The sequence below is a fragment of the Streptomyces filipinensis genome (genome assembly GCF_014649495.1).
Taxonomy (GTDB): domain Bacteria; phylum Actinomycetota; class Actinomycetes; order Streptomycetales; family Streptomycetaceae; genus Streptomyces; species Streptomyces filipinensis.
This window is the reverse complement of record NZ_BMTD01000015.1, coordinates 176,177-200,377: the sequence shown is the minus strand read 5'-3', so window position 1 is coordinate 200,377 and position 24,201 is coordinate 176,177. Positions and strand designations below refer to the sequence as shown.

Below are 24,201 nucleotides of genomic sequence, written 5' to 3'. Positions count from 1 at the left end.
AGCCCGAGCGCCCTTGAGCAGCGCGGCCGTAAGGCCGGCGCCTTACTTCAGGTCAGAAACGGAGGGTGCCACTACGCCGTAGAGTTCCGTGATCGTCGCCAGGGCGCCGTCGTGGATCTGCTGGGCGCTCAGCGTCGTGCCGGCCGCCTTCGCCGTGGGAAGGGAGCGGGTCGCGCAGGCGCTGGCGACGACGGTCGGACGGTCGCCCCGCAGGAACGCGCCCTGGGCGGTGAACAGCACGCACATGTTGGTCATGAACCCGGCGAGGATGACGTCCTTGCGCCCGGTGTTCTCGACCAGCTCCCCGAGGTCGGTGTTGTGGTAGGCGTTGGGCACGCTCTTGACGACAACCGCCTCACCCTCGATCGGGGCGACGTCCGGGTGGATCCGGCCGCCCTCGGAGTTGGTGTCGTAGCCCGCCTCCTGGACGTGGATGACCGGGGCGCCCGCCTCGCGGGCGGCGGCGAGGAGCTTCTTGCCCTCGGCGATGGCTTCGGCGTAGCCGTCCAACTCCATGACGCCGCCGGTGTAGGTGTTCTGGTAGTCGATCAGGATCACCGTGGCGTCGGCCAGTGAAGCGGGCGTCTCGTCGAAGCCGTTCAGCTCGCGCAGGGTCGTCGTACCCATGGGGAACCACCTTAGAGATTCGGACTGGTTGTCGCGCCATGCAGTGAGGAGTGCACGCCCCGGCAGACCGGCGGGTGCTGCCCCCAGACGTTTACGACGCTAACACAGTTCGTAAGCGAAGCTATCAAGGTTCCTTGTTTCCTCAGCCCTCGCGCGAGATGTTCCCAGCTCAGATGCTGTAAGCGATGATTGCCTCAGCTGTTAGCATGAACGCATGACCACGGCACGCGAGCGCATCCTGGAAGCGACCATGGAACTCCTCGCCGGCAAGGACGCGCTGGCGATCTCGACCCGTGCCATCTGCGAACGGGCCAAGGTCGGCGTCCCCGAGATCTACCGCCAGTTCGGGGACAAGCAAGGGCTGCTCGTCGCGGTGGCCGACATCGGCTTCGAACGCTTCCTGGCCCACAAGAGGCGCAATCCGCGCACCGCTGACCCGGTGGCGGACCTGCGTACGGCCTGGGACAGCCATGTCACGTTCGCCCTGGCCAACCCGCACCTGTACCGGCTGATGTTCACGCCGGCGGGGGAGCCCAAGCCGCAGGCGATCAAGGAAGCGCAAGCATTGCTCCTTGCGGCGCTGCAGCGCTGTGGCGATGCCGGGCGACTGCGCATGCCCCCTGAACTGGCAGGCCAGTCGATCCTGGCCGCCAACGTCGGGGTGTGCCTGATGATGCTGTCCTTCCCCGAACAGTTCGGCGGGCTGGACATCTCCACGTCCGTGCGCGACGCCGTGATCGGAAAGGTCACCGGCGACGAGCAGGAAGACACCCGGATCAGCGCCGCGACGGTCCTGGCCCGCGCGCTGGCCGGCACCCTCACCGGAACGGCGCCCATGGACAGCGCCGTCATCGACAGCGTGGCCCGCGCACTCCGGTCATAGCCGACCGGCGGCGGGTTCGCGGGACCGTGACTCGACCGTGGTCGTCGCCGCAGTGCGGGCTCAAGCCGTAGCGGTCAGCGGGACGGCGGCCTCCCAGACGAAATCGTCCGGATCGCTGCAGGGGCCGGCAGTGCCGGAGAGCACGAGCCGGTGCGATCCGGTGCCGTCGGCGGGGACGCCCACGTCCTTCGCCAGAGCGCGGCGCTTGTACAGAGCGAGCTTGACGTGGCCCGAGCCCGTGGCGAACTCGACGTACTTGCCGCCGAAACTCTTACCCACGCTCAGACCCCGACCGGCGTAGAACCGCTTGCTGGCCTTCACGTCCTCGACACCCAGCAGGAGCACGAACTCGTCGAATTCCCGGGTGACCGGGCCGGTGTCCTTCTTGGCGGACGTCGCTATCTTCACGATGGTGCCGTCCGGGGCCTGGACGACCCCTCCGTAGCCCCACAGTGACTTCGAGGCGGCCTTGAGGGGGGTGGCACCCGCGTCGACGGCGGCATCGATGAGGGCGTCGACGTTGCCCGGCTGGGACACCACCAGTGACAGCGTGAATCCGCGGAAGCCGGTCGTCGGGTCCCCGGACGGGCGCAGGCGCACGTGCGGGGAGTCCGGCCCGAGGACGGTGGAGTAGAAGCGGGTGGCAGCCGTGAGGTCGGCCACCTCCAGGATGATGGCATCGATGGAGTTCATGCCTTCGACGGTAGGGGCGGCCTGGTGGCCGGCGCTTCTCGAAAACTGACCGGTTCTGGCCGACAGCCGGACTCCGCATCCCTGCTGCACGGCCGCCGGGGAGCAGGGATGCCGCTCCGGAAGGCGCGGGTGGAGCAGAGGCGCTCGAAGGTGCCGTCGGCGGCCCGGCGAGCGAACCGTCCGCGGCCGGTCTGCCACGGTCGAACCGGGGTGTGCCCCTCCGCGCCTAGGCGCCGCCGGCCAGGGCGGACGTCCGGGCCGTGCGGCGGAAGGCGGTCCGGTAGGCGCTCGGCCGATGGCCGGTGTGGCGGGCGAAGAGGGCGGCGAAGGTGCCGGGGTCCTGGTAGCCGACGGCCGCGGCGACGGAGGCGACCGTGCGGTCGGTGGTCTCCAGAGGATGGCGGGCGCGGCGGACCCGCGAGTCCTGCAGATGGGCCAGCGGGCTGCGTCCGGTCTCATCGGCGAACCGGCGCAGCAGGGTGCGGGTGCTGACCCGGAAGGCGTCCGCGAGCGCTGCGAGGTCGTACCGCTCGGCGAGGTTCTGGTCGAGCCGTCGCATGACCCGTTGGGAGAACTCGTGGCCGGGCTGGGGGAGCAGTCGTGGGTCGACGTACGGGGCCTGAGAGGTCCGCGCGTCGTCGACGAGCGTCAGCCGGGCGGTGGTGCGGGCCACCCGGGCGCCGTTGTGCCGGCGGATCAGGTCCAGCGCGAAGTCGTACATGGCGCTGAAGGCGGCTGTGGTCGTCACCCCCGTGTCGGTGACGACCAGGTGTTCGGGCCGCACGTCGGCATCCGGGCAGGGCCTGGCCAGCTCGCCGGCGTGCAGCCAGGAGGTGGTGGCCCGACGCCGGTCGAGGAGCCCGGCCTCGGCGAGCAGGAACGCGCCGACGCAGAGGGAGACGATGGCGGTGCCGGCGGCGGCCTGCGCGCGGATCGCCGCGATCTCGGGGGCGAGCCGGGCGAGCCGCGGGTCGAGGTCCGTGTCCGGGCGCAGTTCGAAGCCGGGGACCACCAGGACGTCGACCTCGCGCAAGGGACGCACGTCCAGGCTCGCCCCGCCCGAGGCGGTGACCCGGCGGCGGGGCGAGACGACCGACACCCGGTAGCCGGGCGCGTCCGGTCCGGCGACATGCCCGGCCATCGTCAACAGGTCGGGGACCCCGAACACTTCGGACGCGAAGCAGCCCGGGTACGCCAGGACCCCGACCCGCAGCGCACCCGGTCCGCCGCCCGTACCCGCACCGTCCTCCGCCTGCCGCGCCGCCTCCGCCATGGCTTGCGTACCCCCTGTCCCCGGTCCCGGTCCCCGACCACGTTCCGCTCGCCGCGCGCGCGTGTGGCGAGATTACCCCTGGCCTTGGCGATCCCGCCCCTCACCGGGCGGCCGGCCCCGGGACCAGGCTGGCCCCATGAACGACAGCGATCCGATCACCGACTTCACCCGCCGGAGCGTGACAGTTGAGGGGGTGGCGAAGACGGTGTACGTGGCCGGGACGGGGCCCGCGGTCGTGGTGCTGCCCGAGATGCCGGGCATCAGCCCCGACGTCCTGCGGCTCGCGCGCTGGGTGCGGGACGCGGGTTTCACCGTCCATGTGCCCTCCCTGTTCGGGACGGACGGCGCCTTCCCCACGGTCGAGGGCGGCCGGGAGGTCGTCCGACGCGCCTGTGTCAGCGCGGAGTTCCGCGCCTTCGCCGGAGGCGGCACCAGCCCGGTGACGGTCTGGCTGCGCGGCCTGGCGCGCCAGGCCCACACCGCGTGCGGTGGTCCAGGGGTGGGGGCGATCGGTTTGTGCTTCACCGGCAACTTCGCCCTCACCATGGCCCTGGAGGGGCATCAAGCGCGTCGCGGTGACTGGCAGGCACGGCGAGAGCGAGGCAACGCTGCGGCGGGTACGGCACCTGTTCGTCAATCGACCCAACGTGCGTGCCGCGCTGGTGAAGTTGGTCAACGCCACCTTGGCCGCCCGGGACGAGATGTGGTGGGGCACCGGCACCGCCTGCGCCTCTGACAGCCGAAAGTTCGGCTCCTGGTCCTCGAACCTGATGACCGAGTGGCACTAGCGCTACCGCGGCCCCGGCGTGATGATCTACTGGCACGTCGAACGCAAGTCGGTGTGCATCTACTCCCAACTCAAGTCCTGTTCGGCCTCTGAGGTCGCCTCGATGATCGAGGGTGTGCTACGGCACTGCACCGACATGGAGGTCGACCGGCAGTACACCGACACCCATGGCGCGTCCATCGTCGGCTTCGCCTTCGCCCACATGCTCGACTTCAAGCTGATGCCCAGGCTGAAGAACATCGGCTCCGCCCGGCTGTACCGGCCGGCAGCCGGCGAGGACGACAACTGGCCGAACCTCGTGCCAGTACGGTCCACCAAGACGATCAACTGGGACCTGATCCGCCAGCAGTATGACCAGATCGTCAAGTACACCACCGCCCTGCGCCTGGGCACCGCCGAGGCCGAGCAGGTCCTACGGCGTTTCACCCGCGGCGGGCCGAAGCACCCCACCTACCAGGCAATCGAGGAACTCGGGCGGGCGGTGCGTACGGCGTTCGTCTGTGACTACCTCGCCGACGTGGAGCTGAGGCAGGAGATCCACGAGGGGTTGCAGGTCGTGGAGAACGGGAACAGCGCGAACAGGGACCTCTTCTACGGCAAGGACGGCGACCTGGCAGGTGCGGACAAGGAGTCCCAGGAGGTATCCATGCTCGCCCTCCACCTGCTCCAGTCCGCCCTGGTCCACGTCAACACGCCGCTGATACAGCAGGTCCTCGCTGACCCGAAGTGGTCCGCAACGCTCACCGATGCGGACCGACGGGCGCTGTCCCCGCTGTTCTGGACGCACGTGAACCCTTATGGCCGGTTCGAGCTGGCCATGAACAGCCGCCTCGACCTGGACCTCACCCGCCCGGCCACGCCGGTGCCCGGACCGCGCGGGCCGCAGGACGAGGCCACCCCGGCACCCGCGTGACCGGCCGGGCGTACGGTGCCTGCATGGCTGAGCCCGGGCGTACCGCTGCGCAACCAACGACCCTCGAGGACGCGAACCAGGTCGAGCCCGGCATACGCGTTGGCCGCTGCCGGTCGGCCAAGCAGTGAGGCTGACGCGGGCGATTCCCCTCTCTCATGCCCCTCAGAAATCGCCGTGATTGTCTTGGGTGAAATCACGTTGCGAGCCCGCAATGAATCCGTGCGAATCACGAATGTTGATGACGGTCGCCGGGTTGCCGCGCAGGCGCGCCTCGTATCGAGCCTGCTGTCTCTGCCTGAGATATTCACGATAGACGCGTTGTCCGCTTTCGGTGAGTCGAACAGCCCGGTCAGCTCGGATTGTGGTCATGGCGGCGAGATTCTTCGCTGCCAGCGGCTCTACGCTCTCCACAAGCTCCCCGGGAATCCGCTCCAAAGGCACGGGGTTCCCTTCAGGTGGGGCGGGGGTTTGGGCTCTGACCTTGGCTTCGAGTTGACAGTGAAAGCAGTCATGTTTGACGGGATGCTCGGGTCCGAGAGGGCGTTGAGATTCCTCGTAGAGGAACTCAAGAAGATCCAATTCGCCGTCAGGCAACATGCTGGGGTCCAACGTGGCCTCTCCATATCTGCTGGTCCTGCGTTCGACATGACTACCTGCTAGCCGCCCAGGGCTGAACCGATCCCCTGGTTGAAGGCCGAGAGAAGCATCTGCTGGACCATGGAATCCGTAGGGGCCGACGTGAGGATTTCCCTGATCCTCCGGGCGATTTTCCGCATCCTTCCCTCGTCGGGGTGAGAACTTGTTGCCTCGTCCTCAAGGACCTCTGCATCCTGGATGAGTTCTTCCCGCTGGGCATCTGGAAGTTCCAGAAGGTCACCGTTCCTTCTGATCATTTCGACCAAGGTGGTTACATCTTCGACCCGGAATCCAGTGCTGTGATTGTTGTTCTGGGTGAAGTTGCTCTGTGAGCCAGCAATGAAGCCCTGCGAGCCCGTGATGTTCCAGGTGGTACCGGATTCATTGTCATCCATGGATTCGAGTTCCTTCCAACCTCTGCGAGGTTTACGCGTTCCGAAGCTGTTTGAGGTCTGGGATGTGGTTGTAGAGAGTGCCGACGGAAACACCGAGGATCTTGGCGATCGACTCGACACTGTTCTCCGGATTGGGCAGCATGTCCCGGGCCTTGCGGATTAGGTCGTCGTTGACGACGGTGGGCCGTCCGCCGACGCGTCCACGGGCCCGCGCGGCAGCCAGGCCTTCGTTCGTGCCCTGCACGATCAGCTCCCTGATGAACTCCGCAAGCGCCGCGAAGACGTGGAAGATCAATCTGCCGCCGGGGGTGAGGGTGTCGAGCCTCTCGTGAAGCGAGGAGAAGCCGATCCCCCGTTCACGCAGCTCGGCGACCATGTTCACCAGGTCCTGCAAAGAGCGGCCGTACCGGTCCAGGGAGGGGACGACCAGGGTGTCGCCGGCCTGTAGGAAGGCGTGGCACGCCTTCAGCTCCGGGCGCATGTCGTTCTTCCCGGACTTCTTGTCGGCGAAGATGCGTCGGCACCTTGCCTCGGTGAGTGCGTCGATCTGCCGGTCGAGCTTCTGCCCACCCGTGGATACCCGCGCGTAGCCGATGCGGATCTCTGTCGGGTGGAGCGGGAAGGCGACGAGGAGGTTGTCGTCGGCGTCGAGCATGTCGGTCAGGGCGGCCACGGAAGTCAGTGTGCCGTCAACTAACCATCGTTTTCTGAGGATCGGCCGAAGTGCCCCTCGAAGGGGTCCCAGGCCCTCAAGAACTCCCTCAAAAACCCTGGTGCTTCAAGAACCACCGACGGCCCTTTGATGAGGGAGCCCTGGACCGTGCGGCCCCATCTGGATCACATAAGCGGCCACCTGCCACCGATCGAGCAAGGCCGCTCGGTCGCGTGAAGGCAAGCACAAGAAGCGTCACCACGCCTACCCGCTGCCTCGTTGCCCCTGACCGCGACTCCGCCCTTGGGTGTTACGCAGCGCTACATGTCCGTTCGTCGTAGCTATACGAGAACAGGGCCGACTCGAACTCGACGCGGCGGACGCGCGCGCGGTGCGCGACCGGCTCGATCGCGACGGACTCACCGTCCTCGCCTACCGGTTCGAGGGTGACCGCTGGTGCACGGGGCAGCGCTTCGCCGCCTACCGCGCGCCGCTCGGCGACGCCTTCGACGGGCGTGTCCTCCCGGACAGCGCGGCCAACCCGGCTCCGCCGCCGTTCTTCGCCGACCTGGTCGGTACCCCGCACAGCGTCGTCACCGCCCATCTCGTCGACGAGGCCGGCCACCCCACGGTCCTGGCCCGCGACGAGATCCTCGCCTTCCTCACCGACCGCCTGCACCCGCACGGGAACCGACCTCTGCCCGCCACCTGGCGGCGGGCCGAGATGCTGCTGCTGTCCGCGCAGGACACGCCGGCGGCGAAGACCGCCGAGGTGACATGCACCAGCCCCGGCCCGGGCCCCGGGACGTGATCCACAAACTCAACGCCGACAGCTTCGACTCCCTCTGCCCGAAGTACGAGGGCGGCCGGCCGAGCGGGGTGGAGCCTGACCAGGCCCTCGGATCCCGCTCCGCCAGGAGGCCGGCATCACTGCCAGGAAATACCCGAAACGGGCTCCCAGTTCCAGGCGCGCAAGAACTGCGGAGGGGGTAACAGCACCACAGCCCCGCCACGACGGCGTTGGCGGTCACCGCGCACGTGGCTCGGCCGGTGACGGCAGGGCTGCCAGCCTGGTGACAGGGGACGCGAAGAGTCCGATCGCCACGGCGGCGGAGCCGACCGCCGCGACGGTCAGGGCGCCTCTGCCGCCGAGCGCGCCGGTCAGGAGTCCGGCGGTCAGGCCACCGAGTGCGCCGCCGCCGAACAGCAGTGTCCGGAAGGCCGCGGTCATCCGCCCCATCATGGACGCGGGAGTGCTCGTCTGGCGGAGGCTGACGATGATGACGTTGGCGACGCCGAGTCCCAGGTACGTGACGAAGAAGGACGTCACGCACATCGCGATCACCAGCCAGCTCGGTCCGGCGGCGACGGCGAGGAGGCTCGGGCCGAGCAGCAGGGCCGACTGGGCCAGCAGGTAGACGCGTCCGAGGCGGAACCGATCGATCACCCGCCCGGAGACCAACGCGCCGATGAGGCCGCCCACCGAGGCCGTGGCGAAGATGCCGCCGAGAACCGAAGGGGCGAGACGCAGGTCGTGTGTGCCGTGGATCAGGAACATCGTCCATACGGTGATCATGGAGAAGTTGCAGCAGAACCCGACGAGCGCCAAGGCGCGCAGGATCCTGTCCGTCATGACCCAGCGGAGGCCGTCCCGCAGCTCCGACCGGATGTGGCGGCGAGCGCCCTGCTTCGGACGCGGCTCGGGCGTGCGGATGAGCAGCAGGGAGAGCACGGAGACCAGGTACGAGAAGGCGTCCACGATCAGTGCCACCGGTGCCGTCAGCGCCGACACCAGGACGCCTGCCAGACCGGGTCCCGCCACATCCGCCGTGGAGGAGCTGACGCCCATCTTCGCGCTCGCCTCGACATACTGATCGGGGTCGCGGACCAGCGTGGGGACGTACGACATCCAGCTCACGTCGAACAGCACCGACGCGACACCGACGGCGCACGCGATGACCGTCAGGGTGACCATGCTGAGGGCGTCCGCCCAGTGCAGGACGGGGACCAGCGCCAGCAGGACCATCCGGACCAGGTTCGCCGCGAGCATGACCCTGCGCCTGCGGACCCGGTCCACCCACACCCCGAAGACCAGGGCGAGGCCGAGATAGGGGGCGAGCTGCAGGAACCGCAGCAGTCCCACCTGCTCGTCGCTCGCCCCGAACGCACGGATGGCGGTGAGGGGCAGCGCGAGGGTCGTCACCTGGGTGCCGAGCAGCGACACGGTCTCGCCCAGCCAGAACTTGAGGAAGTCGCCGTTGTGCCACAGGGTCCTGGGCGGTTTCCCGGCCGCCGCCTCCGGACCGGCCGCCGCCTCCGGGCCGGCCGCCGCCTCCGGGCCGGCCGCCGCCTCCGGGCCGGCCGCCGCCTCCGGGCCGGCCGCCGCCTCCGGGCCGGCCGCCGCCTCCGGGCCGGCCGCCGTTGCGTTCGCCGCCGCCATCAGCGGTTCCTCCGCCCGCGTTCGGCGAGTTCGGCGACGGCCGCGGCGACCGTGTCGACCTCGTCCTCGGTGTTGTAGTAGTGCGGTGACAGGCGCAGGCACCAGTCGACGTCCTTGTCGCCGAAGTCGTACTGCGCGAACTCGCGGAAGCTCAGAGCCGAGTTGACGCCCCGTTCGTCCAGGGCGGTCTTGAACGGCTGTGGCTGCCAGCCCTCGACCTCGAAGGTGACGAGCGCTGCCGGGGCCGGCCCGCGGTCGAGGAGCCGTACGCCGGGGATACCCGCCAGGTGGTCGCGAAGCCGGGCGGCCAGCGCGGGCGTCCGGCGGGAGATCGGCTCCAGGCCGACGCGGAGGGCGTAGCGCACCGCCGCCGCGCAGCCGAGCAGGGTGGCGTACGGGAACTCCCACTCCTCGAACCGTGCCGCGCTGTCCACCGGCCGGTATGCCTCGGGCTCGACCCAGCGGGCGCCGTACATGTCGATGAACAAGGGCTCGTAGCCCTCCCGCAGGACGCGGTCGGAGACGTAGAGGAAGCCCGAACCGCGCGGGCCGCGCAGGAACTTGCGGCAGGTCGCGGTGAGCAGGTCGCAGCCGATCCCGTCCACGTCGATCGGGTACTGCCCCACCGACTGGCAGGCGTCCACGAGGTAGAGCAGTCCCAGCTCCCGGCAGTGGCGGCCGATCTCGGCCACCGGCTGGACCAGGCCGGAGTTGGTGGGTACATGCGTCGCGGCGACGAGGCGGGGGCGGCGGTAGCGCATGAGCGCCGCCATGGCGTCGACGTCGACGCCCCTGCCGTCGGGGAGGTCGGGGGCGTGGACGACCTCGACGCCGAAGCGTTTGCGCAGGGCCAGGAACGCGATCTGGTTGGAGATGAAGTCGTTGCGCGTGGTGAGGATGACGTCGCCGGCCCGGAAGTCGATCGCCGACAGGGCCTTGGTGTACGCGTGCGTCGCGCTGCCGGCGAAGGCTATGTTGCCGGGTCCGGTGCCCAGGAGGTCGGCGATCGACGCGTAGAAGTCACGGACCTGGACGTCCCGTGCGGCGGAGGCCTCGTATCCGCCGATCTCCGCCTCCAGTTGGAGGTGGTCGGTCATCGCCGTGAGGACGGGGCGTGCCACCAGGCCGCAGCCCGCGTTGTTGAAGTGGATGACCGACTCGCAGCCCGGGGTGTCGGCGCGGAGCGCCTGGATCCCTGCCGCCGTTTCGAGAAGCGATTCTTCAGCAGGGAGAGAAGCGTTACTCTGTTGTCTCATGTCTGAGAGTAGCAGTACTGAGGCGCTGGTAGGGATACTGCGCACGGAGATCGCGCGTCTCACGCCCGGTGACCGGCTGCCCAGCAGCCGGGAGTTGACGATGCGTCACGGCGTCAGCCCGGTGACGGTGTCGAGGGCGTTCGCCCAACTGTCGGCCGAGGGCGAGGTGGTCACCCGGCCGGGCAGTGGCACGTACGTCGCCCCGCGCCGCGCTCGCTCGGCCGCCGATGCGCCGGACACCTCGTGGCAGGTGGTGGCCCTCGCCGGACGTGACTTCGATCCGGGCGCGGCGGACGGCCTGCCGGATGCGCCACCCGCGGGCGGGATCGCCATGGCAGGCGGCTATCTGCACCCGTCGCTGCGCCCCGAACGGGCGTTGAGCGCGGCGCTGGCCCGGGCGGCCCGCCGTCCCGGCGCCTGGGACCGGGCATCCGCCGCGGGCCTGGCACCGCTGCGCGCGGTCTTCGCCCAGGCGACCGGAAGCGCGGTCGGCCCTGAGGACGTACTGATCACCGGCGGCGGCCAGGGCGCGCTGTCGATGCTGTTCCGGGCGCTGGCCGCGCCGGGCAGCCCGGTGCTGGTGGAGTCGCCGACGTATCCGGGCGCGCTGGCCGCCGCCCGCGCGGCGGGGCTCCGCCCGGTCGCCGTACCGATGGACGACGACGGTGTCCGCCCCGACCTGCTGGCCGACGCCTTCGCCGTGACCGGGGCCCGGCTGCTGTACTGCCAGCCCACCTTCCACAATCCGACGGGCGCCGTGCTCGCGCCGGCGCGCCGCCGCCAGGTCGTGGACGTGGCCCGCGCCGCCGGGGCGTTCCTCGTCGAGGACGACTTCGCCCGCCACCTCGGCCACGGCGGCCCGGTGCCCCTCCCTCTGGTCGCGGACGACCGCGACGGCACCGTGATCCAGCTGACCTCGCTGACCAAGCCGGCCTCGCCAAGCCTGCGCATCGGGGCGGTGATCGCCCGTGGACCGGTGATGCGAAGACTGCAGGGGATGCGCCGGGTCGACGACTTCTTCGTCGCCAGGCCGCTGCAGGAGGCGGCCCTGGAGCTGGTGAGCACTCCCGCGTGGGACCGGCATCTGCGCGCCCTTGCCGCGCAGTTGAGGGAGCGTTGCGCGGTACTGACCGGAGCCCTGGCCCGCGAACTGCCCGAGTGGACGCCGACCCGGATCCCGGAAGGTGGCCTGCACCTGTGGGTCCAACTACCGCCCGGCCTTGAGGACTCCGCCGTCGCGGACGCGGCACGGGCCCACGGTGTGGCGGTCAACGCGGGCGCCCGCTACTTCCCGGCCGAACAACCAGGCGCCTGCCTGAGGCTCGGATTCGCAGCCTCCGAGAACCTCGCCGACCTCGCCGAGGGCGTCCGTCGTCTCGGCGCGGCGGCACAAGCCTGCGCTACGACGTGAAGCGCGGTACACCCGGTGTCCACTTGGCCCTACCACGCCCCCGCGCACCCGCACGGTGACCATCGGCGTGTGCCGGGGCGTGCCGCAGTCCGTGCGGTAGAGGCTCTGGTTCTGGCGCCGGGCGCTGCTGATGAGAAGAGCCAGATCACTCACGACCGCGTCATCGATCTCCGTGACGTGTCCGGCAGATCCCAGCGGCATGGGTGTCACAGGCGCGCGGGCGTGGCTCAGGCCGAGACAGGCGTACGGGACAGGGCGGTGCGGAGCGCGAAGATGCCGAGCAAGCCGCCTGACGCGAACCGCTGAGCATTCATCACGCGGGGCCGGGCGGCCAGGAATCCCGACACCCGTGCTGCGCCCAGCATGATCAGAGCGTTCACGGTGATCCCCACGGTGATCTGCACACTGCCGAGTTGGAGCAGTTGCGCCCAGTCCGGGCCCGCCTGCGGATCCATGAACTGGGGCAGAAGAGCGGCGTACATGAGAGCGATCTTGGGGTTGAGGAGATTGGTCAGGAGCCCCATCGAGAACAGGCGGGCGTCAGAGACCGGAGGCAGGTCCTGGACCGGGTCGAAGGGCGAGCGGCCACCGGGCTTGAGCATGCCCCAGGCCAGGTGGGCCAGGTAGGCGGCACCGGCGAGCTTGACCACCGTGAACGCCAGCGGCACGGCGGCGAACAACGCGGACAGGCCTGCGGCCGCGGCCAGCAGGTAGCACAGGAATCCCACGGCGGTCCCGCTCAGGCTGACCAGACCCGCCCTGCGGCCTTGGGTGATCGCGCGAGAGGCGAGGTGGATCATGTTCGGTCCCGGAGTCAGGGCCATACCCAGTTCGACCAGGGCCACTCCCCCCACTGCGGCCAGACTGATCACCGGTCGACTCCTGATCGTTCGCCGGGCACCTGGTACCCGGAGTGGGGGCGGCGCCCGGCTGCGGCGGGCGGCTGCGACGCATCGGCAGTGCCTGCATCGCCTGCCTCAGGATACGGCCCTGCCGCTCGGTGTCGCCGGGGGAGGGCCGCCCGGTACCGGGGCGGCGGCACGGCTGGTCCTGGCAGCAGCCGGCCCTGCGGGCCAACGAGCCTGGCGTTGCGCGTCATCGTCACCTCCCTCAACTGCTACCGCTGCTACCGCAACTGAGGCGACGGCTTATTGGTTTGTCCTCGGCCGGTCCGTCGGATAGGAAGCCTGCATGCTAAGAGGCGACAAGGTTGCGCTCAGGGCGCGGCACGAGGAAGACGTTCCGATCCTGCGGGCCGAGCTCTACGACGACGTGGTCAACTCCTCGCGGGCCGACAGCCGGCCGTGGCGGCCGATCACGCCCGGCTCGAAGGATCCGCGGCTTGTGGTGGACGACAGGGAGCAAGGGCACGTGCCGTTCTCCGTGGTGGAGCTGGACGGCGGCACGCTGGTCGGTACGGCGACGCTGTGGGGCATCGACAACCACAACCGGTCCGCGCACATCGGGCTGGGGCTGCTGCCGTCCTGCCGCGGCAAGGGCTACGGCACCGATGTGGTCGCCGTGCTGTGCCACTACGGTTTCGTCGTGCGCGGCCTGCAGCGGCTGCAGATCGAGACCCTGTCGGACAACGCCGCGATGCTGCGCTCCGCCGAGCGCAACGGCTTCGTCCGCGAGGGCGTGCTGCGCTCCTCGGCCTGGGTGATGGGCGAGTTCCTGGACGAGGTGTTGCTCGGGCTCCTCGTCCAGGACTGGAAGAAGGACTCGAAGGTCTAGGCTGCGTCGAGACGGCCAGACCCGATTCCGTCACCTTTCTCGACCGGCTCGCCGCGAGCGGTCTCGGGCCGCTCCTACAAGCGGCGCATGCTCGACGAACCGGAACTGGGTGCCGGGCACGGCGTGGTCGACCTCGGCTGAGGGCAGGTGGCCAGGACGATCGTGGCTGACCGGGACCGCGATCCCCGTGGCGAGGTGCGCGAAGCCTGAGGGGTCGAACAGATGGGTCCAGTCCTGCCCGTAGGGCATGGGCGCCTGTCCCGCGGCGGGCCGTCGGCCTGTTCCTCCACCACCAGGCCGGGCGGGGACAGCACTTCATCGGCGACGGGGGCGGGAGCGCCGGACCTCGCGGAGGTAGGCGAGAGCCTGCCGACGGGGGAGCTCGGACAGGAGGCGGCTTTCGTGGAGGCCGCGGCGGACCTCGTTGTGGGCGTTGACGAGGGCCTCGGCGCGCAGGACGAGGAGGGTCGTGAACGTCAGTGAGACGTGCACCCACCACGGTGCCTCGGCCGGCACCCCCAACCCGGTCAAAACGCCACTGAGAGAGGCGAGAAGACGTGAAGCTGCCATGTGAGGACTCCTCGGATACGTCAAGTCAGTCTCGGAAACGAGCAGTTGGCCGGACAAATCCCGCCACGCAGGCCAGGATGAGCACACCGGGGCCGTAGGGGGCGGTTGCGGCGGGATCGGTCAGCGCCGTCCGACGAGCACAGTTCTACGGCCTGCCGCACGCCGCCGACCAGGCACTTCCGGCAGCTGCGAACGCGTGAACAGGAATGCACGGCTCGTGAACAAGGAGAACGGGATGGCAGGAGGGTCCGGCTACCAGCGCAAGGGTCCGCAACGCCCGGACCCCGCTACGGCCACACCGGAGTTGCGACCCTGGGTGGCGCTGATGCGCCGGGTCTTCGACGAGCTCTACGAAGCACTCGACCCAGGCGACCGTCCCACGGTCATCGCACTGGCCAAGGCCGCTCATATCAGCCGGTCCTATGTCTCCGAGTCGTTCTCCGGCAAGCGGCGGCCGCAGCTGGTCCCGTTCCGGTCGATCGTCACAGCTCTGGGCGGGGACGCCGACGAGTGGGAGCCGCGCTGGCATGCGGCACGGATGCAGCACGAGGCGGGTGACGAGGAGCAGCAGCCTGCTCGTCTCCTGCTGCCCGGGGTGGAGGACGAGCGAGAGGCGGGCGACCCGGGCGGTGACGGCACGGGAGCCGGTGCCGCGCCGGATACGGGCTCGACCGCCCCCGGCGCGGGGGAGCGCCGCTATCCGGTTCGGCGACTCCTCCGGACGCTCGTCGCGTGGGTCGTCATGGCCGTCACCTGGCCGGCCCGGGCCCGCCGGGACAGCAACGCGATACGGATGCGTCGCCGGCTCGTCAAGCAAGTCAGGGACCGGACTGCCGTCGAGCTCGGCCGGGCCGAGGCCTACCACTACCTCACGCCCCATTTCGTGATCCTCACCGAGAAGCAGCCGGCCCGGGGGCCCCTCGGCCGCGAACGCCGCCGACGTCGCACGAGGAGAGCCCGGCGAAACGCGCCCGACCCCGTGCCGGTGCCGACCGGGGTGACGAACATCCGCGCGCTCTACGGGGACACCGACGAGTTGGTGGTGCTCGGCAGGCCGGGCATGGGCAAGACCACCCAGCTCGCCCGGCTCGCCCACCGGCTGGCCGTGGAGGCGCTGAGCAGCCCCGACACCGGCGAACCCCTCCACGTCCCGGTCTTCTTACGGCTGGACACCTACCGAGGCGAACCCATCGAGGAGTGGCTGGCCACCGCCATGAGAACCTACCGGGGCGTCTCGGGCGTGCTGGTGCGGACCTGGTTGAGCGAGCACCGGCTGCTGCCGGTGCTGGACGGCCTGGACGAGGTGCCGGAGCGGGACCGCCCCAAGTGCGTCGCCGAACTCCGGCGCCTGCGCCGGCTCTGCCCGGGCATCGCCGTGGGCTGCCGGACGGACGAGGCCGACCTGCGCCGGCTGGCCTTCGACCTCCGTGCGCTGCGTTACGTCGAGATACAGCCCCCCGACCAGCGCGACGTACAGGAGTTCCTCGAAGAGGACCGGGAAGCCCTCGCAGACGTCCACGCCGCGCTGAAGGAAGACCTGGACCTTTGGCCGCTGTTCCAGTCGCCGATGATGCTCAGCTTCATCAGGCTCACCTACCGCAACCGGCCGGCCAATGACCTGCGCGCCCCCGGCAGCCTCGCCGAGCGTCGCAACCGGATCTTCGACGCGTACACACGGGAGTGCCTGCGACGCGAGCGCCCGAGACCGGACGAGGCCCCCGAGCGGACCCTGACCTGGCTGACCTGGCTGGCCCGGACGCTCACCGCACGTGAGGAACGGGTGCTCTACCTGGACCGGCTGGACCTGAGCTGGTTGTCCCGCACCGAAGGGATCATCCCGCGGATCATCCCCAACGTGACCATGTCCTTCCTCGCCCTCGGGCTGCCCCTGGTGTGGCTGACGGTCGCCGTCCGGGCCGGCGTGCTGCACACCAGCCTCCGGGACGCCGACGCCCTCGCCCTGGCCATGGCCGTCAACATCGGCGCGCAGGCGTACCGGTCGGAGCGGCACTTCCTGAAGACCGACGAACGCGAGGACGGGGGCGAGGCCCGTACCGGCCGGGAGCGCGGGGCCCTGGTGATCCCCATGATGGCCAACGCGCCTCTGATGCTTCTCCTCCTGGCCTGGTTGGTCTTCATGGTGGGGGCCGACCTGAGCGCGCCCGGATGTGTCGTGGTGGGACTCGCCTACTTCTGGGTCGCGCTCACCCAAATGGAAGCCGGCTACACCGATGTGTTCCAGCCGGTGGAGCAACTGCGGTGGACCTGGCGCCGGCGGGAGTACGTGATCCACTCACCACTGGCGCGCGGCACACTGTCCGCGCTGCAGTGGATCGCCATCGACTGCCTGCTCGGGTACGTCGTCCACCTGCTCTGCCCGAAGCCCCCGTGGATCGGCCCGGCCTCCGCCCTGCTGATGGGCCTGATCTACCTCGCCGGCAATCAATTCGAGCCCTCGCTGCAGGACCGCCGCCCACGCCCCAACGACGGTGTACGCCGCACGGTCCGATTCTCGCTGGTCCACGGCCTCGCGGGGCTGGCGGTGGGCGGCATGAGCCTGCTCGTGCTGATCGGCTTCGCCGTGCCCGGCCACGACCTGCGCCGGGCCGGCTTCGTCGCCGCCCTGCTCGGCACGCTGTTCGCCGTGGTCCGGGGCTTCCGGTACGGAGGGCTGGCCGTCCTGCGGCACTGGACGATCAGGGCGATCCTGGCGTACCGGGGGCGCACCCCCTACCGGTACCGGCGGTTCCTGCACACGGCGGAGGAGCGCATCCTGCTCCACCGCACCGACAGCGGGTTCTTCTTCCCGCACCACCAGCTCCAACTCCACCTGAACACTGCCGTCGAGGATCTCCTGCCGCGGCTGATGGACCACCGGACGGGCGCAGACACGCGCACGTCTCCGACGGAGGAGGACAACGAGGATCTCGGTAGAGTCGGGCGATGCCCGAGCTGAAGCGTCTGCATGCTGGTCATGCCCCGGCGGTCCTGGCCTTCGAGCTGGCGAACCGCACCTACTTCGCGGCCGCGGTCTCCGACCGCGGCGACGACTACTTCGACCAGTTCACCGACCGGTACAACGCCTTGCTGGCTGAGCAGGAGGCCGGGATCTGCGCCTTCCACGTGCTCGTCGCCGAGGACGGCTCGGTACTGGGCAGGTTCAACCTGGTCGACATCGAGGATCACACCGCCGAACTCGGCTACCGGGTCGCGCAGCACGTGGCCGGTCGGGGCGTGGCGACCGCGACCGTCCGGGAGCTGTGCCGGCTGGCGGCGGCGCGGCACGGGCTGCGCACCCTGCGGGCGGCCACCGCACACGTGAATGTCGCGTCCCAGAAGGTGCTGACCAAAGCCGGGTTCGTCCCGGTCGGCCCAGCCGACCCGGCCGACCTCGGCGGCAAGCCAGGCACGTGGTACCAGCGGGACCTGGTACTCCAGCCTTAGCCCGCGACGTTCGCCGTCCACCCCTCCCCGGCGTCCCCCTCTTCGCCGTCCACCCCTCTACGCAGGCCGCTGCGGACCCCGTGCCGAGCCGCCGGACCGGTGGCCCGCGTCGGTGCCGGTTCAGCACTCGTACCAGCAGCCCTACCGGAGTGACCGGGCCGGCGGCCAGGCTCACATGCTCTCGTCGCCGGTGGTGAGGATGCTGCGGCTGGCCGCGAAGAGCCGCGCGCAGCGTTGCGCCATGGCTTCCGGTGACTGGTCGGGGTGGTTGACCCACCAGCGGACCAGGGCGGTACACAGGCCGCGCCAGGCGTATGTGAGGGCGTCGGCGTCGAGCGGGTCATTGGATCCGGCCGCGTGCAGCAGGTCGGCGGTGCCGAGCTTGGCGAGGTCGTCGATGGCGCCGCGGTAGCACGCCGCGCGTCGGGCGGCTTCGCTGTCGGGCGGCAGCGTGGCGTCGTAGAGGACGAACCACGCTTCGCGCTGCCCGTCCAGGGCGGTGAACAGGGCGTGCAGCACGCGCAGGGGAGTGGGCGGCGCACTGGGGTCGTGCTGGGCCATCGCGGCGCCGATCGCGTCCAGCAGCCGGTCGCCGACCAGATTCAGGCAGGCGACGTAGAGGTCCTGCTTGCCGCCGAAATAGTGGTGCAGCAGTGGCTTGGTGACGCCCACGCGGGCGGCGATGGCGGCAACGGTGGTGGCCTCGTAGCCGCGGCGGCCGAACTCCTCGGTTGCCGCGGCCAGCACCTGGCGCTCGCGTGCGGCCCTGGGCACGCCCTTGGTGCCGGCTCTGGAGGGGGGCGTTGTCATGGACTCAATATAACCCTAGGGTAATTTACCGCTCGGTCAATTACCTGGACACAGCCTGGGAGCCCCCATGCCTGCTCTCCCGTCCGACCCCGGCACCTGCCGCACCCGCTCCTGGTGGGGCTGGGGCTACGCCGACGCCCACCCCGACGACGCCGAATGCACCGCCATGGGCGCCCTGCTGCCCGGCACCCTGGCCCGCCCGCTGCCGATACCCCGGGTCACCGACCTGCCCATCACCCGCCCCGGCGCGACACCTCCGCCCGCACTGGCGCACCTGGTCACCAGCGATCCCGAAGCGCGGGCCGCCCACGCCATGGGCAAGGCCTACCGCGACGTCATCCGGGCCCTGCGCGGCCGGGCCGGCCGGATCCCCGACCTGGTCGCCCGACCGACCGACGACCAAGAGGTCGCCGACCTGCTGGACTGGGCCGGCGAGCATGGCGTGGCCGTCATCCCCTTCGGTGGCGGCTCCTCGGTGGTCGGCGGCGTCGAGTACCGAGGCGACGACCACCGCGCCGTGCTGTCGCTGGATCTGACCTCGATGGACCGGGTTCTCGAGATCGACACCACCAGCCGCTCAGCCCGCATCCAGGCCGGCGCGCTCGGTCCCGTGCTGGAGGAGCAGCTGCGGCCCCACGGCCTCACGCTGCGCCACTTCCCGCAGAGCTTCGAGTTCTCCACCCTCGGCGGCTGGCTGGCCACCCGGGCCGGCGGCCACTACGCCACCGTCCGCACCCACATCGATGACTTCGTGCAATCCCTGCGCGTGGTCACACCCGCCGGCGCCTGCACGTCCTGGCGGCTGCCCGCGTCCGGCGCGGGGCCATCGCCCGACCGCCTGTTCCTCGGTTCCGAGGGCGCGCTCGGGGTCATCACCGAGGCGTGGATGCGCCTGCAGGAGCGGCCGCGCCACAAGGCCTCGGCGTCTGTCGCCTTCACCGACTTCCACCGTGCGCTCGACGCGGTGCGTGCCATCGCCCAGTCCGACCTCACCCCGGCCAACTGCCGGCTGCTCGATTCCGGTGAAGCACTGCTGTCCGGCGCCTCGCACGACGGCTCCGCCGTCCTCGTCCTGGGTTTCGAATCCGCAACCACCCCCGTCGACGACCGCCTCACGTGCGCGCTGGACCTGGCCCGCGCCCACGGCGGCCGCGCCGGGACGCCGACGGCGGACCACGACGCCCCGGCCGACTCGGCCGTGAGTGCCTGGCGCTCGGCGTTCCTGCGTATGCCCTACCTGCGCGATGGCTTGGCCCGCATGGGCGCCGTCGTCGAGACCTTCGAGACCGCCGTCACCTGGGACAAGGTTCCCGCCCTGATCGACGCCGTCCGCACGGAGGTCGGCGCCGCCGCGTTGAAGGCCACCGGCCACCGTCAACTGCCGCCTGACCCACGTCTACCCAGACGGCGCCGCCCCCTACTTCACCGTGGCCGTCGCCGGCCGACCCGGCGACGAGGTCTCCCTCTGGGACGACATCAAGGCCGTCGCCAGTGACGTCCTGCACCGCTACCGCGCGACCATCACCCACCACCACGCAGTCGGCCGCGACCATCGCCCCGCCTACGACCTTCAGCGCCCCGAGCCCTTCGCACTGGCGCTGCGCGCCGCCAAGGACGCCCTCGACCCCCATCACATCCTCAATCCGGGCGTCCTCGTCGACTGACGCGACGACGGGCATGTGTGCCGTGTCGCCCGGTGCTCCGGGATTTCGCGTCGTACGCGTCGGTCCGGCACATGTGCCGTTCCCCGGCCGGGGGTTGTCAGGAACCGCCCGTGCCCTTGAGTGCACGACCGACGAAGTCCTTCGTCAGCGCGGCGGCCGAGGCGATCGGCACGTACTGGCCGTCCGGCGGGAAGAAGTCGACGGCGCCGACCGCTCTGTAGTTGGCCCAGAAGCATGTGGTCATGGGGAAGGTGTCAGTGACGTTCTGCTGACACTTCGCCACCATACTGCGGCTCGTGGAGATTTGGGGCTTGCCGGTGAGGTTGCGGCCGTAGCTCACGCTGAGCTTCATGGAGTGGTCGAAGATCTTGGCCAGAGAGGCCGTGGGATCGGGGACGTTCTCGTACAGGGTCGTCCTGGCGGTGAACGTGGGCGCCGACGCCGACCGCGTGCCCTTGCGGAGGACGATGCGTGGGCTGCCGAAGCAGGAGATCTCATCGGCGACGTCACCGCTGTCGTCGGCGATCTCCTTCAAGCCGTCATCGCCGTAGACGCCGATGTCGAGGTCGCTGCCGAAGCGGAAGCCTCCGTCGCCTTCGTCGCAGACCAGGCCTTCCATCGCCGGCGGGACAACCTTGGTGTAGCGGATACCTGGGTCGGCTGCGAGCTTCTCCGCCGTGGGCGAGGCGGCCTTGTCCGAAGCCTTGGGGTTCCCGTCCGCCTCCTTCCCGGACCCGCATCCCGCGACGGTCGCTGCCACCGCCAGGACGGCCACGGCAGCCCTCCATATGTTCATGTCCGCTGTGCCCCCGATGGTTGCCCGAAGTTGATCAAGACATGCGTGATCTTAAGGCAAGGAGCGGCGAGGCGCGCCGGCCGAGCGGAGCACCGCTTCCCCCCTCACGCACCTCACGGCGACGGTCGCACCCGTCCCCTGACTTGCTCCCGCCCACCAAGATCACGGTCTGCTTAGACTGATCTACGTTCTCCCTCGCCGCCTGACCTGGAGTGCCTTGTGCCTCAACCACTGACCGTCGCCGCGGCACAGCCCCGCTGCGTCGATCTGGACGTCGCCGCCAACGCCGCTCTGCACGCCGAGGCGGTGCTGACCGCGCAGGCACCCCTGGTCGTCTTCCCGGAGCTTTCACTCACGGGCTACGACCTCGCCGCCCCGGCCGTGGCCGTGGACGACCCCCGGCTCGCTCCACTCGTCGACGCATGCCGCACCACGGGGGCGATGGCGCTGGCCGGTGCTCCGGTGCGGGGCGAGGACGGGCGGGAGTACATAGCGACCCTGGCCGTGACGGGCGAGGGCGCTGCGCCGGCGTACGCGAAGATGCACCTGCACGGAGACGAAAGGATCCGCTTCACCCCGGGCGCGGAATCGGCGGTGCTGGAGATCGGCGGGTGGCGTCTGGGGCTGGCTGTGTGCCGCGATGCGGCGGTGCCGCAGCACGCCGCAGAAGCAGCGGCGTTGGGCATCGACGCCTATGTCGCCAGCACGCTCTACGGTGCCGGCCCTGAGCAGTCGGCGTGCCGGGACGGGCACATGCAGGAGCGGGCGACGGTGCACGGCGTATGGGTCGTGCTGTCGACCGTGGCGGGGCCGAGCGGCGAGTACCGGGAGACCTCCGGCGGCTCCGGGGTGTGGGCGCCCGACGGATCACGGGTGGCCCAGGCCGGCCCCGAGCCCGGCGCCGTGGTGACCGCGACGCTCAACTGACGGTTCGTCACCGTCCCCTGAGGGGGAGGCCGTCCGCGGGGACATGCGGCCCCGGCTTTCCGCAGACAGGCGGCACGGTGCTCGGCGTGGCCGGCGAGGGTCTCGTCAGCGGCCTCTGGCGCCGGGGCATGGTCATCGAAGCTCCGGAAGTCGCAGTGGCGGTGTGCGGTGGAGGACCACGGCCTGGCCAGGGGCCCTGTCCGGAGGACCTTTCCCGGTGCGCGGCGCCGGGCATCCCGCCGGCACGCGGCACGGCGTGTGGAAGAGTCAGACGCCGTCGTTGCCCACGCTGGCCATACGAGGTCGAACCGTGTGGCCGAGAGGATCAGGAGTCGTTCCATGCCCGATGAGATCGCGCTGCGCCCGGTGACCGCCGACGATCTCGACCTGTTCGAGCGCGAGTTCAACGGCCCGGAGGGGACCGGCCGGTACCAGTGGTTCGGCTTCGGTTCAGCGGCTGGCCTGCGCCGGCAGTTCGCGGAGACCGGCCTGCTCAGCCCCGACGGCGGCATGCTCTCCGTCGCGGAGGGAGGCCGGACGGTGGGCCGGGTCGAGTGGTTCGCCAGCGCCTGGGGGCGCCCCGCCACCTCCACCTGCTGGACCCTGGCGATCGGCCTGGTGCCCGCCGCGCACGGCCGCGGCATAGGCACACGGGCCCAGCGACTCCTGGCCGAGTACCTCTTCGACCACACCAGGGCCGAACGGCTCCAAGCCTGGACGGACTGCGCCAACCTCGCCGAGCAGCGTGCGCTGGAGAAGGCGGGCTTCGTCAGGGAGGGCGTGCTGCGCTCCGCGCAGTGGCGCGGCGGTCAGTGGCACGATCAGGTGATCTTCTCCATGCTCCGCGGGGAGAGGTCCGGCGGTGAACCAGGACAGTGACCGACCTGACGAGTCTTCAGTTCCCGCGCCGGAGCTTCGTCAGGCAGACAGACCATGGGCCTCCCATCAGGACGCCAGGACCGCACACCGCAGGAGCAGCTCACCGAGCTGCGGGGACTGGCCGACGTGGACTGGCCGGCCGTGTGGGCCGGTCCGCCCCTGCCGGGGCAGGGCCTGGACATGTGGTGCGCCCGGTACGGATGGGCGTCGTGGAGCTTCGAACGTGTCCCTCAGGCACGGACCGACACGGGCGGCGAGTTCGTCCTCAACGCCTCGGGCGGCCGCTGGGCTCCGGTGGACGCCGTCAGCCACTGGGTGCGGGGAGCCGGGGCCGAGACGGCCGAGGACAACCCGGCTGTCCTGGAGGCGGCGGCCCGCGGCTGGCCCGTGTACCTGACGGCCGCCTGCTCGCCGCTCGAATCGCTCGCGGCGGTGGGCCACACTGCCGCACTCGAACAGAGCGCGCCCGGTCGGTCATGAGCGAAGCCGGATGATGGCTGTCCGGTCGGAGGCCACGCCACTGAACACCGTCCTGACAACTACTTCGCGGGCGTCACAGGTGCCGTACCGGGCGATTCAGGGCAGGAACGTTGGACCCGGGGCGGCCGCTCTTCGCGTGCGGGGCGGCGACGGTGCATACGGCTGGTCACCGCCCCTGCTCCCGGCATTGGATACTCGACCTGTCACATGATCGGCTCGCAGCTCGGCGGTTGCCGTGCCGCGCCAACCCCAGAAGGCAGATCCCAACATGTTCCAGGAAACCCCGATCTTCAACCGCCTTGTCGCAGAGCGCGGTGATGTGCCGGCCCAGGCTCGTGGTGAAGCCGACCGTGTACGCCACCAGCTGGCGCAGGTCTTGCCCTCCGCTCCCTGGCCCGCCGCCCGCCCGCTGCGGCAGCAGCCTCAACTGCCCGGCGGCGCGATCTCTCCCACTGGCCTGTGACGTTCCGGGAAGGGCACGCTCAAGGGGGTGCTGGATCGTCGTCCACTGGGCCACCATGCTGAGCCGGTTCTCTTCGTCTGCTTTCCCTCAGGCGGTTCGCCCTGTTCGCCCTGGTGGCGGTGACCGGTTGGTGAACATGGCTTGGGGGAGTCGTCGTGGGTAGTCCATACGCGTAGCGCATCGAGGGGCGGCTGCGGTCCGCTGGTGTGCACCTCTCCAAATCAACCCCCCACACCTTTTTGGAGAGTTCATGCGCGGCGCTGCCCTCGGCCTGCCCGCCGCTACCCGGGCGCCCCGTCACCGTCACCACAGCCCGCTGACGCCGCTCAAGCCCACCCGCCCAGGCGCGATGGGTTGGCATGGTTTCTCGAAGGGGTGAGGCGCTTGGACCGCGCGGCCGGAGTCGAGGCCGGCAGGTAGCGGGTGAAGGGCTTCAAGGCGGCCGTCGTGCGCGAGTCGTCCGGCAAC

At 70.3% G+C, this 24,201-nt stretch carries 21 protein-coding genes and 3 pseudogenes; 12 read left to right on the top strand and 12 right to left on the bottom strand.

Features of this window, described 5'->3' with window-relative positions; genetic code table 11:
- Positions 1-42: 42 nt before the first annotated feature.
- Positions 43-627, bottom strand: coding sequence for a cysteine hydrolase family protein (locus IE244_RS29675; RefSeq protein WP_191876624.1), 585 nt, complete (start codon positions 625-627; stop codon positions 43-45).
- Positions 628-841: 214 nt separating this feature from the next.
- Here IE244_RS29675 and IE244_RS29670 point away from each other — a divergent pair, with 214 nt between their 5' ends.
- Positions 842-1,510 carry a TetR/AcrR family transcriptional regulator gene (locus tag IE244_RS29670; RefSeq protein ID WP_191876623.1) on the top strand — a complete coding sequence of 223 codons (669 nt, stop codon included), beginning with the start codon at positions 842-844 and terminating at the stop codon, positions 1,508-1,510.
- Between the two features lie 60 nt (positions 1,511-1,570).
- On the opposite strand, the gene IE244_RS29665 is transcribed toward IE244_RS29670, so the two are convergent.
- Both IE244_RS29665 and IE244_RS29660 read right to left on the bottom strand, forming a co-directional pair.
- On the bottom strand, positions 1,571-2,203 hold the full coding sequence (locus IE244_RS29665; protein WP_191876622.1) for a VOC family protein: 633 nt from the start codon (positions 2,201-2,203) through the stop codon (positions 1,571-1,573).
- 226 nt (positions 2,204-2,429) lie between these two features.
- The gene (locus IE244_RS29660; protein ID WP_191876621.1) at positions 2,430-3,476 is read right to left on the bottom strand and encodes a GlxA family transcriptional regulator; all 1,047 of its coding nucleotides are present in this window, start codon (positions 3,474-3,476) and stop codon (positions 2,430-2,432) included.
- Here IE244_RS29660 and IE244_RS42340 point away from each other — a divergent pair.
- Positions 3,475-4,212 carry a dienelactone hydrolase family protein gene (locus tag IE244_RS42340; protein ID WP_308436298.1) on the top strand — a complete coding sequence of 246 codons (738 nt, stop codon included), beginning with the start codon at positions 3,475-3,477 and terminating at the stop codon, positions 4,210-4,212. The genes IE244_RS29660 and IE244_RS42340 overlap by 2 nt on opposite strands.
- Positions 4,094-5,176 (top strand): annotated as a pseudogene (locus IE244_RS29650) (Tn3 family transposase); the annotation flags it as partial. The gene IE244_RS42340 and the pseudogene IE244_RS29650, both read left to right, overlap by 119 nt.
- A gap of 162 nt (positions 5,177-5,338) precedes the next feature.
- Here the strand turns inward: IE244_RS29650 and IE244_RS29645 are convergent.
- Genes IE244_RS29645 through IE244_RS29635 form a run of 3 tightly spaced genes read right to left on the bottom strand, consistent with a single transcriptional unit; the run spans position 5,339 to position 6,862 of the window.
- Positions 5,339-5,785, bottom strand: coding sequence for a hypothetical protein (locus IE244_RS29645; protein ID WP_191876620.1), 447 nt, complete (start codon positions 5,783-5,785; stop codon positions 5,339-5,341).
- Positions 5,786-5,832: 47 nt separating this feature from the next.
- Positions 5,833-6,207, bottom strand: coding sequence for a hypothetical protein (locus IE244_RS29640; protein ID WP_191876619.1), 375 nt, complete (start codon positions 6,205-6,207; stop codon positions 5,833-5,835).
- A 31-nt stretch (positions 6,208-6,238) separates the two neighbouring features.
- Positions 6,239-6,862 carry a recombinase family protein gene (locus IE244_RS29635; protein WP_308436299.1) on the bottom strand — a complete coding sequence of 208 codons (624 nt, stop codon included), beginning with the start codon at positions 6,860-6,862 and terminating at the stop codon, positions 6,239-6,241.
- Between the two features lie 703 nt (positions 6,863-7,565).
- Between IE244_RS29635 and IE244_RS43410 the strand changes: the two are divergent.
- Positions 7,566-7,732, top strand: a pseudogene (locus IE244_RS43410) (IS630 family transposase); the annotation flags it as partial.
- Between the two features lie 154 nt (positions 7,733-7,886).
- On the opposite strand, the gene IE244_RS29625 reads toward IE244_RS43410, so the two are convergent.
- The gene (locus IE244_RS29625; RefSeq protein ID WP_229854402.1) at positions 7,887-9,299 is read right to left on the bottom strand and encodes an MFS transporter; all 1,413 of its coding nucleotides are present in this window, start codon (positions 9,297-9,299) and stop codon (positions 7,887-7,889) included.
- Entirely contained in the window at positions 9,299-10,555 is a 1,257-nt protein-coding gene (locus IE244_RS29620) for an aminotransferase class V-fold PLP-dependent enzyme (RefSeq protein ID WP_191876618.1), read from the bottom strand. Before IE244_RS29620 ends, IE244_RS29625 begins: the two co-directional genes overlap by 1 nt.
- On the opposite strand from IE244_RS29620, the gene IE244_RS29615 reads away from it, so the two are divergent.
- Positions 10,554-11,966: an aminotransferase-like domain-containing protein gene (locus tag IE244_RS29615; RefSeq protein WP_191876617.1), complete on the top strand. Its 1,413-nt coding sequence runs from the start codon at positions 10,554-10,556 to the stop codon at positions 11,964-11,966. The genes IE244_RS29620 and IE244_RS29615 overlap by 2 nt on opposite strands.
- Positions 11,967-12,193: 227 nt before the next feature.
- Here the strand turns inward: IE244_RS29615 and IE244_RS29610 are convergent, their stop codons facing one another.
- Entirely contained in the window at positions 12,194-12,838 is a 645-nt protein-coding gene (locus IE244_RS29610) for a LysE family translocator (protein WP_191876616.1), read from the bottom strand.
- 319 nt (positions 12,839-13,157) lie between these two features.
- Here IE244_RS29610 and IE244_RS29605 point away from each other — a divergent pair, with 319 nt between their 5' ends.
- The gene (locus IE244_RS29605) at positions 13,158-13,700 is read left to right on the top strand and encodes a GNAT family N-acetyltransferase (protein ID WP_191876615.1); all 543 of its coding nucleotides are present in this window, start codon (positions 13,158-13,160) and stop codon (positions 13,698-13,700) included.
- Between the two features lie 315 nt (positions 13,701-14,015).
- Here IE244_RS29605 and IE244_RS29600 read toward each other — a convergent pair whose 3' ends face one another.
- Positions 14,016-14,270, bottom strand: coding sequence for a hypothetical protein (locus IE244_RS29600; protein ID WP_191876614.1), 255 nt, complete (start codon positions 14,268-14,270; stop codon positions 14,016-14,018).
- A 235-nt stretch (positions 14,271-14,505) separates the two neighbouring features.
- On the opposite strand from IE244_RS29600, the gene IE244_RS29595 reads away from it, so the two are divergent.
- The gene (locus tag IE244_RS29595) at positions 14,506-17,226 is read left to right on the top strand and encodes an NACHT domain-containing protein (protein WP_191876613.1); all 2,721 of its coding nucleotides are present in this window, start codon (positions 14,506-14,508) and stop codon (positions 17,224-17,226) included.
- Positions 17,214-17,714: a GNAT family N-acetyltransferase gene (locus IE244_RS29590; protein WP_191876612.1), complete on the top strand. Its 501-nt coding sequence runs from the start codon at positions 17,214-17,216 to the stop codon at positions 17,712-17,714. Before IE244_RS29595 ends, IE244_RS29590 begins: the two co-directional genes overlap by 13 nt.
- Positions 17,715-17,885: 171 nt before the next feature.
- Here IE244_RS29590 and IE244_RS29585 read toward each other — a convergent pair whose 3' ends face one another.
- The gene (locus IE244_RS29585) at positions 17,886-18,524 is read right to left on the bottom strand and encodes a TetR/AcrR family transcriptional regulator (RefSeq protein WP_191876611.1); all 639 of its coding nucleotides are present in this window, start codon (positions 18,522-18,524) and stop codon (positions 17,886-17,888) included.
- Between the two features lie 67 nt (positions 18,525-18,591).
- Between IE244_RS29585 and IE244_RS29580 the strand changes: the two are divergent.
- Positions 18,592-20,188, top strand: a pseudogene (locus tag IE244_RS29580) (FAD-binding oxidoreductase).
- Positions 20,189-20,285: 97 nt separating this feature from the next.
- Here the strand turns inward: IE244_RS29580 and IE244_RS29575 are convergent.
- Complete coding sequence (locus tag IE244_RS29575) at positions 20,286-20,963, bottom strand: hypothetical protein (RefSeq protein ID WP_191876610.1); 678 nt, start codon at positions 20,961-20,963, stop codon at positions 20,286-20,288.
- Positions 20,964-21,203: 240 nt separating this feature from the next.
- Here IE244_RS29575 and IE244_RS29570 point away from each other — a divergent pair, with 240 nt between their 5' ends.
- The 3 genes from IE244_RS29570 to IE244_RS29560 all read left to right on the top strand — a co-directional run bounded on the left by IE244_RS29570 (position 21,204) and on the right by IE244_RS29560 (position 23,270).
- The gene (locus tag IE244_RS29570) at positions 21,204-21,911 is read left to right on the top strand and encodes a carbon-nitrogen hydrolase family protein (RefSeq protein ID WP_191876609.1); all 708 of its coding nucleotides are present in this window, start codon (positions 21,204-21,206) and stop codon (positions 21,909-21,911) included.
- 339 nt (positions 21,912-22,250) lie between these two features.
- Complete coding sequence (locus IE244_RS29565; protein ID WP_191876608.1) at positions 22,251-22,790, top strand: GNAT family N-acetyltransferase; 540 nt, start codon at positions 22,251-22,253, stop codon at positions 22,788-22,790.
- A 54-nt stretch (positions 22,791-22,844) separates the two neighbouring features.
- Positions 22,845-23,270 (top strand): hypothetical protein, encoded by a 426-nt coding sequence (locus IE244_RS29560; protein WP_191876607.1) that lies wholly within the window; start codon positions 22,845-22,847, stop codon positions 23,268-23,270.
- Positions 23,271-24,201 lie beyond the last annotated feature (931 nt).